Annotated in this window: 23 protein-coding genes and 1 other annotated feature; of the genes, 3 read left to right on the top strand and 20 right to left on the bottom strand. The window is 40.2% G+C overall.

Features of this window, described 5'->3' with window-relative positions; genetic code table 11:
• Positions 1-87 precede the first annotated feature (87 nt).
• Positions 88-1,608 carry a cardiolipin synthase gene (gene cls / locus NST01_RS05740; protein WP_008348473.1) on the bottom strand — a complete coding sequence of 507 codons (1,521 nt, stop codon included), beginning with the start codon at positions 1,606-1,608 and terminating at the stop codon, positions 88-90.
• An 85-nt stretch (positions 1,609-1,693) separates the two neighbouring features.
• A complete protein-coding gene (mecA, locus tag NST01_RS05735; protein WP_008348474.1) occupies positions 1,694-2,359 on the bottom strand; it encodes an adaptor protein MecA in 666 nt (221 codons plus the stop codon).
• A 264-nt stretch (positions 2,360-2,623) separates the two neighbouring features.
• Here mecA and NST01_RS05730 point away from each other — a divergent pair, with 264 nt between their 5' ends.
• Positions 2,624-3,289 (top strand): TerC family protein, encoded by a 666-nt coding sequence (locus NST01_RS05730; protein WP_048003215.1) that lies wholly within the window; start codon positions 2,624-2,626, stop codon positions 3,287-3,289.
• Positions 3,290-3,329: 40 nt separating this feature from the next.
• On the opposite strand, the gene spxA is transcribed toward NST01_RS05730, so the two are convergent.
• From spxA to NST01_RS05690, 8 genes are all read right to left on the bottom strand, one after another.
• A complete protein-coding gene (spxA, locus tag NST01_RS05725; RefSeq protein ID WP_003211421.1) occupies positions 3,330-3,725 on the bottom strand; it encodes a transcriptional regulator SpxA in 396 nt (131 codons plus the stop codon).
• A 193-nt stretch (positions 3,726-3,918) separates the two neighbouring features.
• Positions 3,919-4,497, bottom strand: a complete 579-nt coding sequence (locus tag NST01_RS05720) for a GNAT family N-acetyltransferase (RefSeq protein WP_007499012.1) — start codon at positions 4,495-4,497, stop codon at positions 3,919-3,921.
• Between the two features lie 137 nt (positions 4,498-4,634).
• Positions 4,635-4,922 carry a hypothetical protein gene (locus NST01_RS05715; RefSeq protein WP_025207152.1) on the bottom strand — a complete coding sequence of 96 codons (288 nt, stop codon included), beginning with the start codon at positions 4,920-4,922 and terminating at the stop codon, positions 4,635-4,637.
• A 105-nt stretch (positions 4,923-5,027) separates the two neighbouring features.
• Complete coding sequence (locus NST01_RS05710; RefSeq protein ID WP_007499016.1) at positions 5,028-5,945, bottom strand: ABC transporter ATP-binding protein; 918 nt, start codon at positions 5,943-5,945, stop codon at positions 5,028-5,030.
• A gap of 1 nt (position 5,946) precedes the next feature.
• Positions 5,947-7,026, bottom strand: a complete 1,080-nt coding sequence (locus NST01_RS05705; protein ID WP_007499018.1) for an ABC transporter ATP-binding protein — start codon at positions 7,024-7,026, stop codon at positions 5,947-5,949.
• Positions 7,027-7,038: 12 nt separating this feature from the next.
• On the bottom strand, positions 7,039-7,956 hold the full coding sequence (locus tag NST01_RS05700; protein WP_017360167.1) for an ABC transporter permease: 918 nt from the start codon (positions 7,954-7,956) through the stop codon (positions 7,039-7,041).
• A 3-nt stretch (positions 7,957-7,959) separates the two neighbouring features.
• Positions 7,960-8,904 carry an ABC transporter permease gene (locus tag NST01_RS05695; RefSeq protein ID WP_007499022.1) on the bottom strand — a complete coding sequence of 315 codons (945 nt, stop codon included), beginning with the start codon at positions 8,902-8,904 and terminating at the stop codon, positions 7,960-7,962.
• Positions 8,905-9,020: 116 nt separating this feature from the next.
• Positions 9,021-10,658 (bottom strand): peptide ABC transporter substrate-binding protein, encoded by a 1,638-nt coding sequence (locus NST01_RS05690; RefSeq protein WP_007499024.1) that lies wholly within the window; start codon positions 10,656-10,658, stop codon positions 9,021-9,023.
• Positions 10,659-11,140: 482 nt separating this feature from the next.
• Positions 11,141-11,359 (top strand) — a binding site (T-box leader).
• Between the two features lie 53 nt (positions 11,360-11,412).
• Here NST01_RS05690 and trpS point away from each other — a divergent pair.
• Positions 11,413-12,408: a tryptophan--tRNA ligase gene (gene trpS, locus NST01_RS05685; protein WP_017367013.1), complete on the top strand. Its 996-nt coding sequence runs from the start codon at positions 11,413-11,415 to the stop codon at positions 12,406-12,408.
• A gap of 35 nt (positions 12,409-12,443) precedes the next feature.
• Here the strand turns inward: trpS and NST01_RS05680 are convergent, their stop codons facing one another.
• The 9 genes from NST01_RS05680 to NST01_RS05640 all read right to left on the bottom strand — a co-directional run bounded on the left by NST01_RS05680 (position 12,444) and on the right by NST01_RS05640 (position 22,286).
• Complete coding sequence (locus tag NST01_RS05680; RefSeq protein WP_025207150.1) at positions 12,444-13,196, bottom strand: YjbA family protein; 753 nt, start codon at positions 13,194-13,196, stop codon at positions 12,444-12,446.
• A 165-nt stretch (positions 13,197-13,361) separates the two neighbouring features.
• Complete coding sequence (gene opp4C, locus NST01_RS05675; protein WP_017360169.1) at positions 13,362-14,261, bottom strand: oligopeptide ABC transporter permease; 900 nt, start codon at positions 14,259-14,261, stop codon at positions 13,362-13,364.
• A gap of 33 nt (positions 14,262-14,294) precedes the next feature.
• Positions 14,295-15,245, bottom strand: a complete 951-nt coding sequence (locus NST01_RS05670) for an ABC transporter permease (RefSeq protein ID WP_008348492.1) — start codon at positions 15,243-15,245, stop codon at positions 14,295-14,297.
• Positions 15,246-15,322: 77 nt separating this feature from the next.
• Positions 15,323-16,957 (bottom strand): peptide-binding protein, encoded by a 1,635-nt coding sequence (locus tag NST01_RS05665; RefSeq protein ID WP_025207149.1) that lies wholly within the window; start codon positions 16,955-16,957, stop codon positions 15,323-15,325.
• Positions 16,958-17,042: 85 nt separating this feature from the next.
• Positions 17,043-18,038, bottom strand: coding sequence for an ABC transporter ATP-binding protein (locus NST01_RS05660; protein WP_025207148.1), 996 nt, complete (start codon positions 18,036-18,038; stop codon positions 17,043-17,045).
• 23 nt (positions 18,039-18,061) lie between these two features.
• Complete coding sequence (locus tag NST01_RS05655) at positions 18,062-19,042, bottom strand: ABC transporter ATP-binding protein (RefSeq protein WP_046527013.1); 981 nt, start codon at positions 19,040-19,042, stop codon at positions 18,062-18,064.
• 170 nt (positions 19,043-19,212) lie between these two features.
• Positions 19,213-20,007 carry a DUF2268 domain-containing protein gene (locus tag NST01_RS05650; RefSeq protein ID WP_046527014.1) on the bottom strand — a complete coding sequence of 265 codons (795 nt, stop codon included), beginning with the start codon at positions 20,005-20,007 and terminating at the stop codon, positions 19,213-19,215.
• Between the two features lie 77 nt (positions 20,008-20,084).
• Positions 20,085-21,326: a beta-ketoacyl-ACP synthase II gene (gene fabF, locus NST01_RS05645; RefSeq protein ID WP_007499040.1), complete on the bottom strand. Its 1,242-nt coding sequence runs from the start codon at positions 21,324-21,326 to the stop codon at positions 20,085-20,087.
• Positions 21,327-21,347: 21 nt separating this feature from the next.
• Positions 21,348-22,286 (bottom strand): beta-ketoacyl-ACP synthase III, encoded by a 939-nt coding sequence (locus NST01_RS05640; RefSeq protein ID WP_024720058.1) that lies wholly within the window; start codon positions 22,284-22,286, stop codon positions 21,348-21,350.
• Positions 22,287-22,455: 169 nt separating this feature from the next.
• Here NST01_RS05640 and NST01_RS05635 point away from each other — a divergent pair, with 169 nt between their 5' ends.
• A complete protein-coding gene (locus NST01_RS05635) occupies positions 22,456-22,689 on the top strand; it encodes a hypothetical protein (RefSeq protein WP_008348506.1) in 234 nt (77 codons plus the stop codon).
• A gap of 202 nt (positions 22,690-22,891) precedes the next feature.
• Here the strand turns inward: NST01_RS05635 and NST01_RS05630 are convergent, their stop codons facing one another.
• A complete protein-coding gene (locus NST01_RS05630; RefSeq protein ID WP_024720057.1) occupies positions 22,892-23,089 on the bottom strand; it encodes a ComZ family protein in 198 nt (65 codons plus the stop codon).

Here is a 23,089-nt window from a genome sequence, read left to right as displayed (position 1 = left end):
TTTTATCGTATCAAAACACGATTTCAACCTACTTTCCCTTAGTAAAATAAAAAATCCCCCTTTTAGAAAAGGGGGAAAATACAATTTTTATAAAAGAGGTGATAATAATCTTGCTGTTGATTCAAACAGCCTCACCCTTAAAGGCCTCTTCGCAAATTCTTCTGGAACAATTTCATGTGACTGCTCTAAGTCACCTAAGAAGTCGTTGACCAGCTTCTCTGTGCTTTTTGTTTTGTAGAGGAAAGCATTCACTTCAAAGTTCAGATGAAAACTTCTCATATCCATATTTGCTGTACCAATTGATGCTAGCTCACTATCCACAATGATAAACTTACTATGCATAAAGCCTTGATCATATTCATATACCTTCGCACCTGCTTCTAAAAGTTCGGGGAAGTATGAACGGGACGCATGAAATACGATGCGTTTATCTGGATTTTTCGGTGCAATGATTCGTACATCGACTCCGCTCAAAGCAGCAATTTTCAGTGCGGACAAAATATCATCATCAGGTACAAAATAAGGTGAAGCAATCCAAATTGATTTTTTGGCGGAGATAATCATGGAGAAAAAGAGATTTTTAATGACTTCCCACTGTTTATCAGGACCACCAGCAATCATTTGTACGCCTTCTGCTCGACTCTCCATATGGCTGAAATCTTTAAAATAATCCACACCCGAGCACCTTTCGTTGGTCATGTAATACCAATCCTGCATAAAAATCTGCTGCAAATCACGAACGGCCTCACCTTTAATCATCAGGTGCGTATCACGCCAAAATCCATATTGTCTGCTTCTCCCCATATATTCGTCCCCAATGTTTAGCCCGCCGACAAATCCTACTTCTCCATCAATCACCACGATTTTTCGGTGATTTCGGAAGTTGATTTTATTATTTAATAAGGGCAGTCTCACTGGTAAAAACGGAACGATCTGCACGCCAGCCTTTTCTAAGTCAGCAATATATTGACGGGAGAGTTTTAGGCTGCCTACATCATCATATAAAAAGCGGACAATCACACCACTTTTTGCTTTCTCGATTAAAATGTCCTTTAATTCTTGTCCCAGATCATCATGACGGAGAATATAATATTCTAGGTGAATGTGATGTGTTGCTTTTTTGATTTCTTCAAAAATATGAGAGAACGTTTCTTCTCCATTGGTCAGAACTTTAGAGGATGTGCGATACGTAATAGGGGTATGTCCAAGTCTGTGGGCCAGTTTAAATAAGAGCTGCTGATGGTCACCCATATGAGTCATTTTTTCAATCGCTTCTCTGTGGATACGTTCATCTTCCTGGACAAGCTGTTCGTCTAGTACCGCTTTCTTTTCAAAAAGTCTGCGCTTTTTAATATTGCGTCCAAAGAAAATATAAAACAAAAACCCGAAAAGCGGAAAGCTCCCAAGCAGCACAAGCCACGTAATCGTTTGAGAGGGGTTTCTGTTTTCTAAGAAAATGACAAACCCGATGAAAATAATCGATAAAGTGAATAGAACACTGACGGAACTTAATACACTTACCGCTAGATCACCGGCAAAAATTTGGATAATCAAATAAGCACCTATCGTAATGATAAGAAAAAATAGAACTTTGACTACATTTCTCATTTCATTTTCTCCTTGCCGATCACTTTGTTTACTTTTTCATTCAGATAAAAAAGTCGATTCCTCTATAGAAATCGACTTTTGGTTGTTACGAGAAGTGCTGTTGAATCGTTTCAAGCGCATTCTCTTTGACAATCAGCTGACCGTATTCTTGCAGTCTGTAGATGCTGACCACTGATTCATGAGCATATTCAAGCAGAATACTAAGCTTATTCTCCACCTGCTCATCTGACAAATCCTCGTGGAAGTCAACATATAGATAATAACGGTTTTCAAACGAATATAAACTTGTCGTAAAATCCTGCATATTTAATTGAGAAAGTGCAATCAAATCTTCAAAGTCATCCATTTTCAATACGAACTGAAGTTGAAGTTTTTTGTCCTTCTCATTATGATCTTCTTGATCTTGCTCTTCTTTATGAAAATCATCAAGCAGAGCATCTAAACTTTCTTCATCTGTTTGATCTTTTTTATCTTCTGGAATCGGCAATTCGAGCTTTTGTCCATCTTTAGAAAGTTGGGCTTTTGTCACGACAATTTCAAGACCTTTATCAAGTGCCTGTACTTGAATCCAAAGTGGTCCCTCTACTGCAAATTCTTCTTCTTCGTGCACTTCGTCCATCACTTCCCAGAACAGCTCTTCACTGCGCTCACGATTATACCAAATCTCTTCACGGTCAAAACCGCGATCTTCAATATCACCGTAGGAAATATAAAATTTGACTGTATGTTCATTTATTCTTTCGATTTCCATTTTGCCAACCTTCCCTTCTATATAAGATGTTGAAGGGACATACAAGCTCCCAATTAATAGTACTTTACTACACTTTACCCGTTCCGTCTACATGTTAACCATTTAAAGAAATGAGGTATTGCTGTGTACTGTCTATTTTATGATAAAACATGAATAAAAGAAATAAAAACGCATTTTTTGCAGAGAAAACTTGCAGAAACATATATTTGAATTGTCTTCATATATTGGTTGTACGAGCTATTTTAGTGAAATGAGGTGAACTGGATGGAAACAGAGTGGATCGTATCCTTACTGATGATTATTGGCATAGACCTCATATTAGGCGGAGATAATGCATTAATCATTGCGATGGCCAGTCGAAGCTTATCAAATGAAAAACGAAACAAAGCCATATGGATCGGCACACTTTTGGCAGTGCTGATGAGAATTACCATGACTGGTGCTGCCGTTTATTTATTGACCATCCCCTATTTGCAATTTATCGGCGGTCTCTTTCTCCTTTATATAGGATACAATTTGTTAATTGAACAAAAGAAAGAATCCATTCGGATTAAAAGCAGCGGCTCCCTTTGGCGTGCTGTTCAGACCATCGTGATTGCAGATCTTTTTATGTCACTTGATAATGTGATCGCTGTTGCAGGGGCAGCTAAGGGGAACATGGTGCTCACTGCCTTTGGCTTAATGATTTCAGTCCCGATTATTATTTGGGGGAGTAAGCTGATTCATGTAGCACTAACCAAGTTTCCGATTCTTTTATACGGAGGGAGTGCCCTTTTAGCTTTTACTGGCGGAGAAATGATTGTCCGTGATGTAAAACTGAATGAATTTATGGCGCAGCATACTACACTTGAATTGTTGCTTCCTTTTTTAACCGTCGCAACCGTTATTTTAGCCAGTCTCTTTTACGAACAAACGGCTGAAAATAAATAAAAAAAGCTGCCAAATGATCGGCAGCTTTTCGTGTTGTCTATTAGTTAGCAAGTCGCTGAGCTTCTCGAAGTTGGAATGTACGAACCGTTCTAGGAAGGAAACGTCTAATTTCATCTTCGTTGTACCCAACTTGCAGTCTTTTTTCATCCAAAATAATTGGACGTCTTAGAAGACCAGGGTGCTCATTGATTAGTTTATACAATTGTTGAAGTGGCATTGTCTCAACATTTACATTTAGTTTTTGGAATACTTTAGAACGTGTTGAGATAATTTCATCTGTACCATCTTCCGTCATACGAAGAATCTCTTTGATTTCATCGATTGAAAGAGGCTCAGAAAAGATATTTCTCTCTTGGTATGGAATATTGTGCTCTTCTAACCACGCTCTTGCTTTTCTACATGATGTACAGCTTGGTGATGTGTATAATGTTACCATAAATCTTCACTCCTCAATTTGTAGAATGAATATTGATCTGTATTCTTAAATTAAAATTGTTCTAAATAAGTAATCTTTATAGTGATTATACTATAAAAAAGTAAGTGTGAACAGATTTTCTTGCAATTTTTGTGACAAAAACTAGACAATTTCATTCTTTTTGTGCAGATGTTTGAAGTCTGAACATTCTCATTTAGTCGAGATGATCGAAAATATTTTTTTGTTTTCTATTTTCAACGAGCTTCAGCACATCATCAACATCCTCATACGATTGTCCATACCATTCTTCGTCTTTATACGTATGGATTCCTTCGTACGTCTTTCTCATGGCCTCCATCATTTCTTCCTCATTATCTGTACGAGGCGACCAATAAAGAATTTCCATGCGGTTCACTTCATTTGTTGCAAGTGACCTGCGTTTATAACCAATTGATTCAGCATGCTTGAAGTGCTCTCTCTGATAAAACTTTAGGCGTTTTGCAGTATCTGCATCATCTTCATCTACAGGCTCGACCTCAAGCAAGATCGGTTTTCTTTTTTCCTTCAGCTTATGAATGAGCTTTGAGCCGAGGCCTTCACCTCTTGCATCCTTGGAAACAAATAAATAATCAATAAAGATGAAAGAATCAAATTCAGCGTACATCATTACATGATGAGGCCCTTCTTCTTTATGATAAATATCACTTCTTTCCTTTAATAAAGCTTCCATATGCTCTTTTGACTTCATTTCTTCTATCGGGAAGTATTCACTGAGCTTTTCATACCAATTCATGGATCCGCTCCTTATGATGTAGTTAAGAACCACTTCCTTATCTATTCCCGATTTCCTGCTATTTAAACGCCTGTACTAGTAAGACGCAACAATGCCTTTGGTGGTTTCACTTTTTTTCAAGAGAAAACAAAAAAGTTTTATATCGAACGATTCATGAGCATTTGAAAGCAAGCAAACAAAAGAAGTGTCATGGCGATCTGAAACATGATGAAATAAAGGTACTTCATACGCCGGACTTCTTCCTTCTGTTTATTCGTGCGCCGATACACAGCAAATTCAACCGAAAACGAAATGATGCAAATGAGCACTAAAAATGCGATCATCCACTTTCCTCCATTTGGTTCCGTTAAAAAAGATATTGAAAAAAGCATCGTGACGATAAAAAAGTGAAGACATGAATAGCGAAACGTCTTCCATAACAACATTTGATTTCCTCCTGGTTTACTCATTTTACATAAAAATTACCATCAACTTGTTTTTTTGTAAAATAAAAAAAGAAGCACTGATATCGCAGTGCTTCTTCTCTGTTCTTATTGTTTTGCTTTGATCTCTTTGAATTCTTCCTCAGTACAGCTGACAAAGTGACCTGGCTTCACTTCACGAAATTCCGTATTTGTTCCTTTATGAACAGATGGATCGTATTTAATCCGTTTGCGGTTACGTTCATAATCAGGATCTGGAAGCGGAATCGCAGATAGTAATGATTTTGTATATGGATGAAGCGGGTTTTCATATAATTCATTCGCTGGTGCCAGCTCAACCAATTTCCCAAAATACATCACACCGATACGATCGCTGATATATTTCACCATGGAAAGGTCATGGGCAATGAATAAATACGTTAAGCCCTTTTCTTCTTGCAGTTCTTTCATTAAGTTGACGACCTGCGCTTGGATCGACACATCTAGTGCAGAGATTGGCTCATCGGCAATGATGAAATCAGGCTCAACAGCTAACGCACGAGCAATTCCAATACGTTGCCTTTGACCGCCTGAAAATTCATGTGGGTATCTATTCGCGTGCTCTTTATTCAAACCAACCGTTTCAAGCAATTGATATACACGCTCTTTACGTGCTTGTTTTGTTTTCGCAAGACCATGAATGTCAATGCCTTCTGCAATGATATCAAGCACTGTCATTCTAGGGTTAAGTGAAGCATATGGGTCTTGGAAAATCATCTGCATTTGGCGGTTAAATTCAAGCATTTTTTGTCTTGATTTCTTTCCGTGTACGCTTTCTCCTTTATAGAGAACTTCGCCATCTGTCGCATCATAAAGTCTTATGATCGAACGGCCAGTTGTCGACTTTCCACATCCAGATTCACCTACAAGTCCAAGTGTTTCACCTTTATAAATATCAAATGAGACACCATCAACTGCTTTTACAGTCCCTCTTGCTGTATGGAAATGCTGTTTTAAATTTTTAATTTCTAACAGTTTTTCTGCCATGCTATTCACCCTCTTTTACTAATACAGGTTTTTCGTAGCTACCTTCTAGTTCACGCATTCTCGCCTTTACGGAAGCAGGCGGTTCAACTTTAGGGGCATTCGGATGAAGTAGCCATGATTTCACATAATGCGTATCTGATACTTTGAACATTGGCGGTTCTTGTTCAAAGTCAATTTTCATTGCATAATCGCTCCGGAGTGCAAATGCATCTCCTTTCGGCGGGTTTGTTAAATCTGGTGGTGTTCCTGGAATCGCCGTTAGTTTCCCTTCAGCTCCTCCATCTGTGTCTAGGCTTGGCATAGATGCTAAAAGTCCCCATGTATATGGATGTTTCGGATTGTAGAAAATTTCATCAACAGTCCCTGTCTCCACAATCTGTCCAGCATACATAACGGCTACACGATCAGCAACATTGGCTACAACACCTAGATCATGGGTAATAAAGATAATAGATGTTTCGACTTTTTGCTGAATTTCTTTCATTAATTCTAAAATTTGCGCCTGAATGGTTACATCAAGTGCAGTCGTTGGCTCATCAGCAATCAATAGCTTTGGATCAGCTGCAAGTGCCATCGCGATGACAACCCTTTGTCTCATCCCGCCACTAAATTCATGCGGATATTGTTTGATTCTTTTTTCAGGCATTGGAATCCCAACAAGCTCTAAAAGTTCAATGGCTCTTTTTTCAGCCGCTTCTTTTGAGATTTGTTCGTGCTTGAAAAGTACTTCTGTAATTTGTTTCCCGACCTTCATGGTTGGGTTCAAAGAAGTCATCGGATCTTGGAAGATCATCGAAATGTCTTTTCCTCGAATGGTTTGCATTTGCTTTTCCGTTTTCTTGACAATATCTTGCCCATCAAATAAAATCTCTCCGCGCTTGAAATAACCTGGCGGCATCGGGATTAATCGCATGATGGCCTGTGATGTTACACTTTTACCAGAACCAGATTCACCTACAATAGCAAGTGTCTCGCCTTTATTTAAGTGGAAGTTCACACCACGAATGGCTTGAACCTCTCCACCATATGTTTTAAATGAGATTGCAAGGTCCTTCACCTCTAGAATACGTTCACGTTCCATCCTAATCACTCCTTATTTACGCAACTTCGGATCTAAAGCGTCTCTTAGTCCGTCTCCAACCACGTTAAAACCAAACATTGTAATACAGATAAATGCGGCTGGGAACCATAATCTCCATGGATAATACGTCATGGCCGGAATTCCGTCAGAAGCCATTGTTCCCCAGCTAGCTAATGGAGCCGGTACACCAAGCCCTAGATAGCTTAAGAATGCTTCTGTGAAAATAGCAGAAGGAATCGTTAATGTCATTGTGACAAGAATCGGTCCCATTGAGTTTGGAATCAAGTGTTTAAATAAAAGTCTAGATGTTTTTGCACCTAATGTTTGTGCTGCAAGAACGTATTCTTGGCTCTTCAATTGTAAAACTTGCCCTCGAACGATACGTGCCATGTTAATCCAGCCTACGACTGTCATAGCAAGGATAATCGTTAATAATCCTTTTGGCAGAACAACCATCATTAAAATAACCATTAATAGTGTTGGAATTGCCCATAAAACGTCTGCGATACGCATCATGACTTCATCTGTACGGCCGCCTTTGAACGCAGCAATACTTCCCCAGATGATCCCAATGATCACGTCAAGAACTGCTGCAGCAAGACCGATGAAGATCGAAATTCTTGCCCCTACCCATGTACGAACAAACATGTCTCGGCCTAAATCATCTGTACCAAACCAATGCTCTTTTGATGGCGGCTGATCTGCATTAAGCAAATCTGTCGTTGAATAATCATATTTCGAGAACACTGGAACGAAAATGGCCAGAATCACAATAATGAAAATGATTGCAAGTCCAACCATTGCAAGTTTATTTGCACGGAAGCGAAGCATGGCATCCTTCCATAAAGATAGACTAGGTTTAGAAATTTTTTCAGATTCTGCTGCGTCAGCTGTCGCAGGCACAAATAAATCTTTTCTCATCTCTTCCATGTGTTAGACCCCTTTCTTCGCCTTCGTCAGTTTAATTCTAGGATCAATAATACCGTAGAGGACGTCAACAACTAGAATACTGACTAATAGAATAATACTGTAGAAGACTGTGACACCCATGATGACGGTGTAGTCACGGTTTGTAATGCTTGTAACAAAGTGAGAGCCAAGACCAGGAATACCAAAAATCTTCTCCACGACAAAACTACCTGTTAACACTGAAGCAGCCATTGGTCCCATGTATGTGATAACAGGTAACAATGCGTTTCGAATGGCGTGTTTGATCGTCACAGCTGATTTTGTTAATCCTTTTGCTCTAGCCGTTCTAATGTAGTCACTATTTAATACTTCAAGCATACTTGACCGTGCAAGTCTAGCGATAAATGCCATTGGCATGAAGGAAAGTGCAATAGAAGGTAGTACGGTGCTTGCCCAAGACTCCCATCCTGCAACTGGGAAGATCGCTAAAAAGCTTGCCTCAGATGCAAATACATATTGTAATAGCGCCGCTAAGATGAAACTTGGAACTGAGATTCCAAAGATCGTTAAAATGGCAATCGTATAGTCTTGCCACTTGTTATGATAGAGCGCTGCAAGGACCCCAAACAATACACCAAATGCTAATGCGAGGAGAATTGCCTCAATTCCGAGGGTAAAGGAAACGGGGAATCCAGAACTGATTAAATCATTAACAGTTTGTCCTTTATATTTAAATGAGGGACCAAAATCTAATTTTGCAACTGAACCTAGGTAGCTCACGTATTGAACAAATAAGGGTTTGTCCAACCCGTAGTGCTCGTTTAGGTTTGCCTCAATTTCAGCAGGAAGTTTCTTCTCTCCAGAGAATGGACCACCAGGTGCTGCCTGCATGAGAAAGAAAGTTGCAGTTACAATAACAAACAGTGTGATTAAAATATATATTAATCGCTTACCGATATATTTAAGCAACGGAATTGCACCTCCATGATTTTACAACAATTTCTCTAATCAGCAAGAAAGGTATATGGAGAGACATCCTCCATATACCTTAAGATCCTTGCCGTAGATCTCTTACACTATAACTCTTACTTTTCGAAATGTGCCCATTTGTATTGAACATCACCAAGTCCAGATACAACCACACCTTTAAGTTTTGGATCTTGTACCCAAAGTTGAGTGTAGAAGTAAATAGGCGCTACAGGCATATCGTCGATGATGATTTTTTCTGCTTTTTTCAGCATTTCTTCACGCTTTGTTTTGTCTGTTTCTTTTGCAGAATCATTCAATAATTGTTTGTACTCTTTGCTTTCCCATCCAGTGTCATTGTTTCCACCGTCTTTATCTTTGTAAAGCTCAAGGAAGTTCACTGGATCGTTGAAGTCACCTAACCAGCCCATACGTCCGATTTGGTAGTCTCCACTGTGGATTTTATCGATGTATACGTTCCACTCAGAGTTATCAAGTTCAACGTTAACACCTAAATCTTTTTTCCACATTTCTTGAATTGCTTGTGCAATCTTTTGGTGGCCTTCATCTGTGTTGTAAGACAATTTCAATGTTGGAAGATCAGAAACTGACTTATAACCTAATTCTTTCGCACCTTTTTCAAGAAGTTCTTTAGCAGTCGCTACATCATGATCTTTGAAGTAACCAGTTTTGTTATCCGTGAATCCTTCCATTGTTGGAGGAACGATTGCCATCGCTGGAACTTGTTCACCTTGCGTAATTTTGTCAACGATCGCTTGACGGTTGATTGAGTATGCAAGGGCTTTACGGATGTTCGCATTGTTTAAAGGTTTTACTTTTGTATTGAATTTGTAGTTATAGATACCAGCGATCGTTTGAATTTCAAGACCGCCTTCTTTTTTCAACGTTTTTAAAGACTCAGTTGGAAGGCTTCCAGTTGGAGAACCAGCCCAGTCAAGTTCGCCTTTTTTGAACATGCTAAGTTCAGTGTTTGTATCTTTGATCATAGACATGTTAATCTTTTTCAATTTCACAGTGTCTTTATCCCAGTATTCATTGTTCTTTTCAAGTGTGATAGAACCGCCGTGTTTCCATTTAGAAAGAACGAATGGTCCATTAGATACGTAGTTTTCACCAGCATTTGTGTACCAGTTTTTATTCTTTTCAGCCACTTTTTTGTTGACTGGCATATACGTATAGAATGCAGTTAGTTCAGTAAAGAACGGTGTTGGGTTCTCTAGCTCAACTACAAGCGTTTTGTCGTCTTTTGCTTTAATGCCAACATCAGAAACTTTTGCTTCCCCTTTGTTAGCAGCTTCAGCACCTTTAATATAATAAAGCTGGTAAGCATATTGAGATTCATTTTTAGGATCTAATGCCCATTTCCAAGCATATTCGAAGTCTTGTGCTGTGACAGGGTCACCATTAGACCATTTTGCATCACGAAGTGTGAATGTGTAAGTTTTACCATCATCACTTGTTTTGATATCAGAAGCCATTGCGTTTTCTGGCTTACCTTCAGCGTTAATTCTTGTTAATCCCTCAAAAGTCTGACGGATGACACTTCCTGAAGTTGAATCATTTGCCAATCCCGGATGTAGAGAAAAAGGCTCAGTGGAGATATTCACATTTAATGTTGTTTTAGCCTCTCCAGAACTGCTCGTGCTGTCGCCTGATTTGTTTCCGCTGAAACCACAAGCGCTTAATACAAGTGTGAAAATAAGCATTAAAGTAACAACAGACCAACGCTTTTTCAACTGTATTCCCCCTTATAATATGTTTTTAGTTCAAAGGTCTCGATAGAAGATGAGATTCAGATTTAAGAAATAGCGTAAAAAAGTCCCTGAATAGCTTACTTTCTATTTCTTTTGTTTTTTCTGAATTTTCACTATGTAAAGAGCCTAGCACAAACGTGTGAACAAATTCATTATAATGAATAGAATAATTTATTGCAATATCAATTTCACATATTTTTAAAAAACGTAAATGGGGATAAAGATTGATTTTTATAAACTAAAGTCTCAATCACTTCAACAAATTAAAGCGTAAATTGATTAAAATAATTTAACAAATTCAGCAGGAATAATGTTTTATACATATAATTAATCATCCTTTTTTAAAAAATTCTGACAGATAGTTACTATTTTATCTAAAATTTTAAGTGTCAAACGACATGATGAGAAGGTCACAAATAGGCTTCGTGACTTTTTCATGGTCATCCTTTATAATAGATAGACATACTGTTGCGATGAAAAAGAAGAGTACATATATTCACCATTTACAGAGAGTCTGCGGTTGGTGCAAGCAGATAATGGCATGTATGGAATGGGCTTTGGAGCAGCTAACCGAACACTTGACAGAGTCAGTAGGCTTAGACGGAGCAGTCTCCGATATCAACGTCTTGAGTGATTTCGTATTGAAATAACAAGGGTGGTACCACGGTTCATTCGTCCCTTTTCTGTTGAAAAGTGATGGGTGGGCCTTTTTATATTGAAGAAAAGAGGTTTTAGTATGACAAAAAAGACGATTTTCTCAGGCATTCAGCCTAGTGGTTCTGTGACATTGGGGAACTACATTGGAGCGATGAAGCAATTTGTCGATCTTCAGCATGATTACAACGGCTACTTTTGTGTGGTCGATCAGCATGCCATTACGGTGAGTCAGGATCGTTTAGCCCTTCGACAAAATATTAGAAGTTTAGCCGCTCTTTATTTGGCAGTGGGGCTTGATCCTGAGAAGGCAACATTGTTTATCCAATCAGAGGTACCTGCCCACGCCCAGGCAGGATGGATGCTGCAATGTGTCGCTTATATTGGAGAATTAGAAAGAATGACTCAATTTAAGGACAAATCTGCTGGTAAGGAAGCAGTCGTTTCAGGACTATTAACGTATCCGCCATTAATGGCTGGCGATATTTTGTTATACGGTACGGACTTAGTTCCTGTAGGAGAAGATCAAAAGCAGCATCTTGAATTAACGAGAACGCTTGCTGAACGCTTTAACCGAAAGTATAACGACATCTTTACTGTACCTGAAGTCAAAATTCCAAAAGAAGGCGCTCGGATTATGTCTTTAGCAGATCCAACGAAAAAGATGAGCAAATCTGATCCGAACCAAAAATCTTTCATTACCTTATTAGATGAGCCAAAACAGCTTGAAAAGAAAATCAAAAGTGCTGTGACTGATTCAGAAGGCATCGTCAAATATGACAAAGAAAACAAACCTGGAATTGCCAACTTACTGACGATTTATTCTGTATTAGGGAACGTATCGATTGCAGAGCTTGAACAAAAATACGAAGGCAAAGGTTATGGTGAATTTAAGGGAGATCTTGCGAACGTTGTTGTGGATGCATTAAAACCGATTCAAGATCGCTATTATGAACTCATTGAATCAGAAGAGCTTGACCGCATTTTAGATGAAGGTGCTGAAAAAGCGAACCGTACGGCAAACAAAATGCTGAAAAAAATGGAGAATGCGATGGGTCTTGGCCGGAAACGCAAATAAAACAAGCTTGCAGCATATTCAGCTGCAAGCTTTTTCTAATTCACTTTTGATTCATTTTCCATTTCCCAAAGTTTTTCAAAAAATGGCTGTCCTTTAATCATTTTTTCACAAAAGGCTAAATGGTTTTCTGACCATCCATCAATGGTTTCGTTATAAAGCATGTTCCAAATTTCCTCGAAAGACATTCGTTTGATCTGGTTGTACATGCGCGGATTCCATTCTGTATACCAATAGGCAATTTCTGCTCGGTTTTGAAGCCCCTTTAGTTGATCTAGCGCCATAAACATCAGCTGCTTCAGCTGTCTTTCTTTTCTCGTTAATCCGCTGATATGCTGCGGTGGTAATGATAGGATGTGATATTCTTTCGTCGATTCAAGGCTGTCCGGCGTGAATTCATACTCCTCTGCCTTCACATCTTTCACCATTTCATATACCAATTGCTCCTGTCTTGGAATCAATCGGCTCTTTCTCACAGGGATGGAATAACCAATCGTATCCACAGCGATGATTCTAATCCCGTCCGTGACCACAAAGCAATACTCTAATTTACGGCGTTCATGATTTTTTCGAATATATGATTTCTCAAATACAGTCTCTAGCAGCGTCTTTGGCAGCTCTGATAGATCATTCTCTATGTAATCAAACAAAGGACTCTGCACCTTGAGTAAAGGTACTTGATCTAACAGCTCCACGCTGTCCTCCTTGCGCCACTCATGAAAATGGCACACATTATAGCCATTCTCTTCCCCTTCAAACCAATTCACCCATACGTCATGAAGAAATAACATAACCAATCCCTCACTTTTTAAAAACTGTTGTCCACAGTATGGGCAAGGGATAGAGAAATTATTCCAACTTTATTAAAACTTCGCCCTGACGGAAGGACGGCTTTATTTCCTGGGAAAAGGAGAACGTCTCGCAGAGTCCTTTCACGATCTTATATAAGCAGAACCTTATTTTAGCTTTTTAGGATCAAGGGCATCTCTCAGTCCATCACCTAAGAAGTTAAAGCATAAAACGGTAAGTAGAATCAGTAAACCTGGGAACAGTGGATACCACCATGCTTGCACCATGATGGAGAAATTTTGTGCATCTTGAAGCATGTTTCCCCAGCTCGCCGTTGGAGGCTGGATGCCAAACCCTAGATAGCTAAGTGTCGACTCAGCTAAAATAACAGAACCGACTTTCAATGTAGCAGACACAATGATAGGGCCGATACAGTTCGGTAAAATATGCGAAAAGATGATGACATGGTTTTTCGTTCCGATCGTTCTTGCTGCGAGTACGAATTCTCTTGTGCGAAGTGACAAGAATTCACTGCGGATCAGCCTGGCGGTTGTTGTCCAGCCAGTCAGCGCAAAGATTAAAATCAATTTATCAATACCCGGTTTAAAAATTGTCACTAGCGTGATCAAGAGAAAAATATCTGGAATAGACAATACCACATCCACCATTCTCATGAGCACAGAATCGACAAAACCTTTAAAGTATCCCGCTACCGCCCCAATGACGGTACCAATGGTGATGGCTCCGACTACTGAGACAAAGCCAACTAATAGAGACACCCTCGCTCCGTATAGCACTCTTGAAAAAATATCTCGACCAAACTTGTCGGTTCCCATAAAATGCTCTGCACTTGGAGGCTGTAGCCGTTTCAACAAGTCTTGCTGTTCCGGTGCGTAAGGTGCGATCACCGGGGCAAAAATAGCTGAAAAGATAATGATCAATAAAATAGCGGAGCCGGCAACCGCCAATTTATTTTTGAAAAATTTCTCGCAAAATAAACGAAGCATCGTCTCTGGTTTTGGCGGAAGGCCTTCTTTTAATTTGAGATCAACTGGAGGTGTTCCCATATTAGGTTGTGCCAATTGTGCTTCAGCTCCCTTCTAATATTCAATACGCGGATCAACGATCGCATAAAGAATATCCGCTATTAAGTTTCCAACGACCACGAGCACAGCAGAGATAACAGTCATCGCCATAATGACGGGATAATCTCTTGAAAAAGCAGAATCGATAAACAGTTTCCCAAGCCCTGGCCATGTGAAGATTTGTTCCACCACGACTGCGCCGCCAATAAAGGATGGAATCATGAGTCCAAAGATCGTAATAACAGGCATCAGACCGTTTCTCAATCCATGTTTGAAGATGACTTTGTTCTCTCTAAAACCTTTCGCTCGCGCCGTGCGAATGTAATCCTGCCGCATCACATCGAGCATACTTGACCTTGTATAACGTGTAAGGCCGGCCATATCAGCCGTTGCTAAAACAAAGGCCGGTAAAATAATATGATGAAGCCGGTCAAATAGATTAAAATCTGCATTTAAGGTAGAGACACCCCCGGTCGGAAACCATCCTAAATTCACTGATAACACCATAATAAGGATCAAACCAAACCAAAAATTCGGAATAGCCAGTCCGATAAATGATGTAACCGTAATACCATAGTCAAGTTTTGTATACGGACGTTTTGCTGAAAGAACACCAAATGGGATGGCAATGATCAGGGCAACTAATGTAGAAAAGATCATGAGGATGAGGGTATTTGGCAGCCGGGCAAAAATCAAATCCGACACGGGCGTTCCTTTTTTTACAATGGATGTGCCAAAGTCACCTTGAAGCATATTACCGAGCCATTTCATATATTGCACATATTCAGGATCGTTCAAGCCGTACTTATCAATAAAGGCTTCCCGGTCTGCGGCACTAATGGTCGGGTCCATCATGAGTGACATCGGATCGCCTGGTGCTGCTTTCATAATCGCAAAGGACAAAATCGTAATACCAAACAAAATCGGGATAGAAAGAAGTGTCCTTCTAATGATATATGTAACCATGTGCACAACTCCTTTTTCATCGGATGGCCATACTATGATGAAAAAAGGGGAGACCCCTCCCCTTCTTCACTAGCAGACTACTGTTCAATCCACCATTTTTCGATTTTGTAATATTCATCTTTCGGGTGGTAAGAGTAGCCTTGTAGATTAGATGGCATCGCACGATGTGAGTTGGCATAATAAAGGAACGTATACGGCTGGTCTTCTGCAATCAGCTCATAAATTTTTTCATACGCCTTTGAATACTCTTTACGATCACTCAAGTTTTTGGCATCAACTAGCAGTTTATCGACTTCTTCATTTTTATACCAAATGTTATTTAAACCTTTTTCAGACTGACTTGAATGGAAAATGCTGTATTGGTCAGGGAATGTCGCTAAGCTCCAGCCGAGTAATAACGCATCATAATCCCATTTTGGCGGGGTTGTTTGCTCGATTAATGCACTAAATTCTACAATTTGCGGTTTTGCTTCAATGCCAATTTCTTTGAGCTGCTGCTGGACAACGACAGCAATATCTTCACGGACTTTGTTTCCTTGGTTCGTCTTCAAGACGAAGGAGAACTTCTTACCGTCCTTATCCAGATAACCATCTCCATCTGTATCCTCCCAGCCTTCTTCTTTCAGCATCTTTTTCGCTTTTTCTTGATCAAATTCAAATACTGGGACATTTTCATTTTTAGGGTAGTTCCATGACAGCGGGCTTTCTGGGATGTTGGCTACTTTCCCGTCTCCATTTAACACTTGATCGACAATCGTTTGACGATCAATGGCATGGGTAAGAGCTTGACGGACTTTTTTACTTTTGAACAGTTCGTTTTTCTGATTCCAGCCAATATATGAATAATTTAGCCCTAGATCAGATTCGATTTTGATGTTACTAACTTTTTCAGCTGTTTGCAGTTCTGCTCCAGGCACTGCAAAGAAATCAATATCACCTGCGGATAGCTGAGCCATGGCTGCATTTTGATCAGGAATCGTTTTAATGGTGACTGTATCAAGGTATGGCCGTCCATCCCAATAGTCATCAAATGCTTCGAGTTTGACATAGTCTCCTTCTTTCCACTCGGCAAATTTAAATGGACCGGAGCCGATTGGATTTTTTCGGTTAAATTCATTTTCGCCAAGATCCTTTATAGGGACATCACCTAAAATATGCTTTGGTAAAATGCCATAGCTTCCTAGCGTGACATTATAAAAATATGGATCTTTTTTATTCAGCTTAAATTCGACCGAATAGTCCCCTGTTTTTTTGACAGACTCTAATACTTCAAAGCCTGATCCACGCTCACCATTGTAATCTTTATTGATCGGAATGCTGTATGTAAACACAACATCATCAGCAGTCAGTTCTTCTCCATCATGAAACTTCACGCCTTTTCTAATGGTCACATCAAACTGTTTGCCGTCATCGGATTCTTTAATATCTTCTGCCAACGCCAGCTGTGGGTTAAGCTTTCCATCTGTTTGCAGTAAAAAGCTATAGATTCTCTCTTCAATATCAGAACTTGCCACGTCTGTTGAGTAAAGTGAGTTAAATAATGTAGGCTCTGCAATCGAACCAATGACAAGATCTCCACCTTGTACAGGTTTACCTGTGGATTTCTTTTCACTGTCTCCAGACGTTTTATTTCCACCAGAACAAGCAGCAAGGATCAATGTAAAGATCAGCAGTAAACTGACCAAAATGGACTTTCTCTTTCTATCTTTCATAGACAATTCCCCCTATCTTTTTTAAAAAATGATGACAGAAGCCCGTTTCATCCCCCCTCTCAAAGATGAGATCATACAAGCGTGATCAAGCGTCGTAGAGGTGGCAGGCCACAAAGTGGTTCGTTTTTAATTCTTGAAATTCTGGTACTTTTTCTTTACAGACTTCTTTCGCGTGTGGGCATCTTGTATGAAACACACAACCTTTTGGCGGATTTGCAGGGCTTGGTAAATCCCCTTGCAGCATAATCCGTTCCCTTTTCACCTGACCTTTTTTACGGGTGACTGGAACGGAAGATAAAAGCGCCTGTGTATACGGATGAAGCGGATCATCGTACAGGCTGTGCTTATCCGCAAGTTCCATCATTTTGCCAAGATACATGACGCCCACTCGATCACTAATGTGGCGGACCACACTGAGATCGTGAGAGATAAATAGATAGGTGAGGTCAAACTCTTCTTGAAGCTCTTCCATCAAATTGATGACCTGCGCCTGAATGGAGACGTCAAGCGCTGAAACAGGCTCATCTGCTATGATCATTTCAGGATTCATGGCAAGTGCACGAGCGATACCGATCCGCTGCCTTTGTCCGCCGGAGAATTCGTGCGGGTATCGATTCGCAAAACTTGGGTGAAGGCCGACTTTGGATAAAAGCTGTTCTACTTTTTCATTTCTTTCTTTTAAGGAATATAAGTGATGTGTTTTGTAGGGTTCTTTGATGATACTTCGAAGTGTTTTTCTAGGGTTGAGTGATGCAAAGGGATCTTGAAAAACCATTTGGATGTTTTTCCTTGTTGATTGTCTTAGTTTTGATTCAGATACATGAGAAATATCTTGCCCTTTAAATAGAATTTGTCCTTCTGTTGGTTCATATAAACGAATCATCGTCCGTCCTAATGTGGATTTACCGCATCCAGACTCTCCAACGATGCCTAACGTTTCACCTTTATAAATGTTTAAGTCGATGCCGTCAACCGCTTTGACTGCTCCTACTTTCTTTTGCAGCACGCCAGCTTTAATCGGAAAGTGTTTTCGTATATTTTTTAATTCCAGGATGGTTTCTTTCTCAGATCGATCTGTCATGTATGGTTGATTTTCAGCAAGTGTCATGTTTGGCTTGCCTCCTCATATAAGAAACACCTGACGCTTCTACCATTTTCAAAGGTTGTCAGTTTGGGCAATTCACCTATGCAGTGTTCCATTACTTTCGGGCATCTTGGCGCAAAACGGCATCCTGCGGGAAGCTGATCTGGCGCAGGGACATTTCCTTTTATCGCCGTTAATGGCTGAATGTCTCCGTCAATGACTGGAATGGATTCAAGCAGTCCTTCTGTGTATGGGTGAAGCGGCTGATCAAACAACTCTTCAACGGTTCCATTTTCAACAACCTGTCCGCAGTACATGACAATGACGCGGTCTGCTACTTCCGACACAACACCTAAATCGTGCGTAATGAGAAGTATAGATGTACCAAAGGTCGAACATAAATCTTTCATTAAGGTCAGCACCTGGGCTTGTATGGTCACATCGAGCGCAGTAGTCGGCTCATCCGCAATGAGGAGCTTCGGATCACAGCTTAGCGCAATGGCGATCATGACTCGTTGACGCATACCGCCGGATAAACGGTGCGGGTAATCTTTGATGATTTGTTCTGGCCTGGAAAAGCCTACAAGCTTTAGCAAGTCAATCGCTTTTTTGGTCGCTTCTTTTTTTGAAAGTTTTTTGTGGTAAATGAGGATTTCTGTTATTTGTTCCCCGATGGTTAAGACGGGATTAAGTGAGGTCATGGGTTCCTGAAAGATCATGGATACATCATTACCACGAATATTGCACAATTCCTTTTCACTATATGTAACAAGGTCTTTTCCATCAAGCTTAATGGAACCATCCATAATCTTCCCACCAGTCCCATTAATCAGACCCATGATGGATAAAGACGTAATACTTTTACCAGACCCAGACTCACCGACTAATGCGACTGTTTCCCCTTTTTTGATACTAAAATCAACGCCATCAACAGCAGGTATTGGTTCCTTTTTTCGAAAAAAATAGGTTTTTAAGTTTTGCACTTCAAGCAGTGTGCTCATGCATTCGCCCCTTTCTCCATAGATCAAATGAACCGAATCGAAAAATTCCGTCTTTTTAGAATAAAAAGAATTATCAAAATTTATATTTGTATATTATTACATCAGCATGACGAAATCAAGAAGTATTTAGTAAAATTGTAATATGACACTTTTTTTGTGAATGATTGTCTTTATGATTCTATCGCCTTTAAAAACGTTTCCGCTGGCTCCGCAATCATAGACTCCTCGCTGATTCGGTGCTCATCGAAATACTTTTTCACGATATAAAATCCAGTGGCATAGCCAAGCATTTTGGGGTAGTTCCCTTTTCCATAAAGGAGATTCTGTATCAGCCTTTCGTCGTCCTGCACTTTCTGATAAAGGTGACTGGATACCCATTTCTTGTACATGCGTTGCAGCTGCGATTCATCATATAAAGTCGTCCACTTTGCTGTATAGCTTTCTCCATATCTATGATACACAGCATATTCAGCGAGCCCCTCCATCATGATTGTATCAAGGAATGTAAAATCTTTTTCTTCTTTCGTGAGAAAATGCAACCTGCATACATGGTGATATTCATGCGTCAGCAACGTACCGATTCGCTCCTTCGGTGTATGCGGGGATAAAAAAAGAAAGATTTTGTCATCAAATGCCATGCCGGATTGAAAGTAAAATTGTTCTCTGATCTCTTTGCTGCTCTCATTAACAGGCAAAATAAAGACAGGGACATCAGGACCTCCCCACTTTTTTTGCAGCGCTTTGTATTCTTTCATCACAAGCTGGAAATACCCTTTTTCTTTGAGCTTGTCGATCATTTCCTGGCAGGCGTTCCATGATCGAACCATTCCGTGATGTTGTAAATGGGCGAGAATAGATGATCCTTCTTTTTTCTCCGCTCCTTTAAAATAAGGGACAAAACGTGCCGCCAGCTCCTGAAATGATGATGATTGCTCAATGAGATATTGTGTATTGATCAGACCCATACCGCTGAACACCTCCATTTTCATCATATGCAAAAAGGCGGCGATCTGTTTATAGATCGCCGCCTTCTTAAGACATATTACGCTTCGTATTTTTTGAAGATAATTGTCGCATTGTGCCCGCCAAAACCAAGTGAGTTGCTCAACGCAACTTGTACTTCTTTTGAACGTGCTTCATTTGCTACATAATCAAGATCACATTCTTCATCTGGTGTTTCAAGGTTAATCGTTGGCGGAATGACACTGTCTTTAATCGCCAGAACAGAGAAAATCGCTTCTACTCCGCCTGCTGCGCCAAGTAAATGACCTGTCATTGATTTTGTCGAGCTGATCGCAAGCTGATTCGCATGCTCTCCAAACACTTCTTTAATCGCCATTGTTTCAAACTTATCATTATACGGTGTGCTTGTTCCGTGGGCATTGATATAATCAATTTCTTCCACTGTTAAACCTGCATCACGAATGGCTTCTTTCATTGCACGTACGCCGCCTTCTCCGTTTGGAGCAGGTGCTGTGATATGGTATGCATCTCCAGTTGAGCCGTAGCCAACGATTTCTGCATAAATGGTCGCACCACGTTTTAACGCATGCTCTAATTCTTCAAGAACAACAATTCCCGCTCCCTCACCCATGACAAATCCGTCACGGTTTTTATCAAATGGACGACTTGCTGTATCTGGATCAGGATTTGTCGAAAGGGCTTTGTTTGCACAGAAGCCAGCAAACGACATTTTCGTTAACGGTGCTTCTGTTCCACCTGTAATCATCGCATCTGCATCTCCGCGCTGAATGACTTTAAAGGCATCACCAATGGAGTTTGTTCCTGTTGCACATGCTGTTACTGTACAAGAGTTAACCCCTTTTGCGCCAAGAGCAATTGAAATTTGGCCTGTTGCCATATCTGGAATCATCATTGGAACGAAGAACGGGCTTACGCGTCTTGCTCCTTTATTCGAATACACTTCGAATTGCTCTTCGAATGTTTCAAGTCCGCCAATACCAGATCCAACCCATACCCCAACACGAGGTGCGTTTTCATCTGTAATTTCAAGGCGTGAATCATCTAAAGCCTTTTGAGCAGCAACGACTGCATATTGTGTGAAGCGTGCCATCTTTCTCGCTTCTTTTTTCTCCATGTAATCTTCGATGTTAAAATCTTTTAGTTCTGCAGCTACTTTTGCTGTATATTCACTTGAATCAACACGTGTGATCGGGCCAACACCTGATACACCTGCTACAGCATTTTTCCATGTTGTCTCTACATCGTTGCCAAGAGGTGTCAAAGCACCTAATCCTGTAACAACTACTCGTTTCTTATCCATTAATTTGTGCACCCCACTCTTTTATCGGCCCCATCGCATAGCGATTGCGCCCCACGTTAATCCTCCACCAAAACCAACCATTACAATCACATCGCCGTCATGAATTTTTCCGGCTTCGATTTCTTCACATAGTGAAATTGGAATGGATGCTGCTGATGTGTTTCCATATTTATGGACTGTTTTCGACATTTTTTCAACTGGCAGCTCTAAGCGTTCGCGTGCTGCTTCCATAATGCGAATGTTTGCTTGATGCGGAATCAAGAAGTCTACGTCTTCTTTTGATAGTCCAGCTTTTTCAATCACGTTTACGCTTGACTCGCCCATTTGTCTCACAGCAAATTTAAATACTTCTCTTCCATTCATGATTGTATGATCTTTTTCATCTAAGTACAAGTGCTTCCCGCCTCTTCCATCGGCTCCAAGCTCAAATGATAGAATTCCCTTGCCTTCGCTGACTGTTCCTAGTACAGCAGCACCTGCTCCATCTCCAAACAAAACAGCTGTGTTGCGGTCATCCCAGTCGGTAATGCGAGAAAGCTTTTCTACACCAACGACAAGCACATGTTTGTAAGTGCCAGATTCGATAAATTGTTTTCCAGTAACAAGCCCATACATAAAGCCAGCGCATGCAGCGCTAATATCCATTGCACATGCTTTATGTGCACCGAGCTGCTCTTGAATCATACAAGCGACTGTCGGAAATGCTTGATCTGGCGTAACTGTCGCTACAAGAATCATATCAATATCTTCTGCAGCCACATCTGCGTCAGCTAATGCTTTTTTTGCAGCAGCAAGCGCCATATGAGATGTATTGACATCATCAGATGCAATTCTTCTTTCTTCTATACCTGTTCTAGTACGAATCCACTCGTCAGAAGTTTCAACCATTTTTTCTAAATCACGATTTGTTAATACTTTTTCAGGTATATAGCGGCCAAGGCCAATAATTCCAGCATTCATTGAATAAGACTCCTTTTACTCATACGAGCATGTGATATTGTGATCTTATATTAGTATCTGGTACTAATTTTACCTTATTTTTTTCTCCTTGGCAATACAAACGTCTAACCTTTCCTCTCACTTTTTTCATAGATTAATGATATACCAATAGTAGAAAGGAACATGTGATATGGCGCAAAAGGATATTTTCTCAGCAATGATGTTTGGTCAGCCGCTTGAAAAGGAGAAAAGCAAGACAGAAAAAAAGGAGGAGCGTGCAGAGACTTCTTCAAGTGATGACTCCATTGACTACATGCATGTCATGAATCAAATTGGAAACATTATGAACTCCATCGATGAGCTGAAGCCTGTGTTTAAAGATGTCGGCCCTATGATCAGTGCCTTTAAGAAAAAATTATCATAAAAAAAAGCCACTATTCTGTGGCTTTTTTTGATTGTTGACAAAGGGCTAAAATATTTTAGCCCTTTGTCTTCTTCTCAGCGTGATAGAAAACCTTTGCAGTCTAGGAAGGACGAGCACTGGAGCGGAGCGAATTTGTCATTCGTGAGCACCAGCGCGCAGGACTGACAAAGAATGCGAGGGTTTGTCTACACGCTGAAAGCCACTATTCTGTGGCTTTTTCTGATGCTGCATCTGCTTTTCCAAGCTCATATGCCTCTTGCATGACAGATGTAAACAAAGAGAGAAGCGGCTGAAGTGCTTCTGGATCAAGCTGAATCCCTGCTTTATCTAATTCTTCTTTTGCTTGTGGAAAATACTTCATCGCAATTTGTAAAAACTCCATCGATTTTTCGTGTTGCAT

The sequence above is a fragment of the Bacillus sp. FSL R7-0166 genome, from assembly GCF_038008935.1.
GTDB classification, from domain to species: Bacteria; Bacillota; Bacilli; order Bacillales; family Bacillaceae; genus Bacillus; species Bacillus altitudinis.
Note: the sequence above shows the minus strand (reverse complement) of the source record. Positions and strands in the feature narration are given on the sequence as shown.

Excerpts from the sequence above, each read along its gene's own strand:
- NST01_RS05635 (WP_008348506.1), top strand. The coding sequence starts at position 22,456 with ATGGCGCAAAAGGATATTTTCTCAGCAATGATGTTTGGTCAGCCGCTT.
- trpS (WP_017367013.1), top strand. The coding sequence starts at position 11,413 with ATGACAAAAAAGACGATTTTCTCAGGCATTCAGCCTAGTGGTTCTGTG.
- NST01_RS05700 (WP_017360167.1), bottom strand. The coding sequence starts at position 7,956 with ATGGAAGAGATGAGAAAAGATTTATTTGTGCCTGCGACAGCTGACGCA.
- NST01_RS05630 (WP_024720057.1), bottom strand. The coding sequence starts at position 23,089 with ATGCAACACGAAAAATCGATGGAGTTTTTACAAATTGCGATGAAGTAT.
- NST01_RS05655 (WP_046527013.1), bottom strand. The coding sequence starts at position 19,042 with ATGAGCACACTGCTTGAAGTGCAAAACTTAAAAACCTATTTTTTTCGA.
- NST01_RS05720 (WP_007499012.1), bottom strand. The coding sequence starts at position 4,497 with ATGAATTGGTATGAAAAGCTCAGTGAATACTTCCCGATAGAAGAAATG.
- NST01_RS05710 (WP_007499016.1), bottom strand. The coding sequence starts at position 5,945 with ATGGCAGAAAAACTGTTAGAAATTAAAAATTTAAAACAGCATTTCCAT.
- cls (WP_008348473.1), bottom strand. The coding sequence starts at position 1,608 with ATGAGAAATGTAGTCAAAGTTCTATTTTTTCTTATCATTACGATAGGT.
- NST01_RS05680 (WP_025207150.1), bottom strand. The coding sequence starts at position 13,196 with ATGTTATTTCTTCATGACGTATGGGTGAATTGGTTTGAAGGGGAAGAG.
- spxA (WP_003211421.1), bottom strand. The coding sequence starts at position 3,725 with ATGGTAACATTATACACATCACCAAGCTGTACATCATGTAGAAAAGCA.
- NST01_RS05665 (WP_025207149.1), bottom strand. The coding sequence starts at position 16,957 with ATGAAAGATAGAAAGAGAAAGTCCATTTTGGTCAGTTTACTGCTGATC.
- NST01_RS05660 (WP_025207148.1), bottom strand. The coding sequence starts at position 18,038 with ATGACAGATCGATCTGAGAAAGAAACCATCCTGGAATTAAAAAATATA.
- fabF (WP_007499040.1), bottom strand. The coding sequence starts at position 21,326 with ATGGATAAGAAACGAGTAGTTGTTACAGGATTAGGTGCTTTGACACCT.
- NST01_RS05730 (WP_048003215.1), top strand. The coding sequence starts at position 2,624 with ATGGAAACAGAGTGGATCGTATCCTTACTGATGATTATTGGCATAGAC.
- NST01_RS05670 (WP_008348492.1), bottom strand. The coding sequence starts at position 15,245 with ATGGTTACATATATCATTAGAAGGACACTTCTTTCTATCCCGATTTTG.
- NST01_RS05715 (WP_025207152.1), bottom strand. The coding sequence starts at position 4,922 with ATGTTGTTATGGAAGACGTTTCGCTATTCATGTCTTCACTTTTTTATC.
- opp4C (WP_017360169.1), bottom strand. The coding sequence starts at position 14,261 with ATGGGAACACCTCCAGTTGATCTCAAATTAAAAGAAGGCCTTCCGCCA.
- mecA (WP_008348474.1), bottom strand. The coding sequence starts at position 2,359 with ATGGAAATCGAAAGAATAAATGAACATACAGTCAAATTTTATATTTCC.
- NST01_RS05640 (WP_024720058.1), bottom strand. The coding sequence starts at position 22,286 with ATGAATGCTGGAATTATTGGCCTTGGCCGCTATATACCTGAAAAAGTA.
- NST01_RS05650 (WP_046527014.1), bottom strand. The coding sequence starts at position 20,007 with ATGGGTCTGATCAATACACAATATCTCATTGAGCAATCATCATCATTT.
- NST01_RS05705 (WP_007499018.1), bottom strand. The coding sequence starts at position 7,026 with ATGGAACGTGAACGTATTCTAGAGGTGAAGGACCTTGCAATCTCATTT.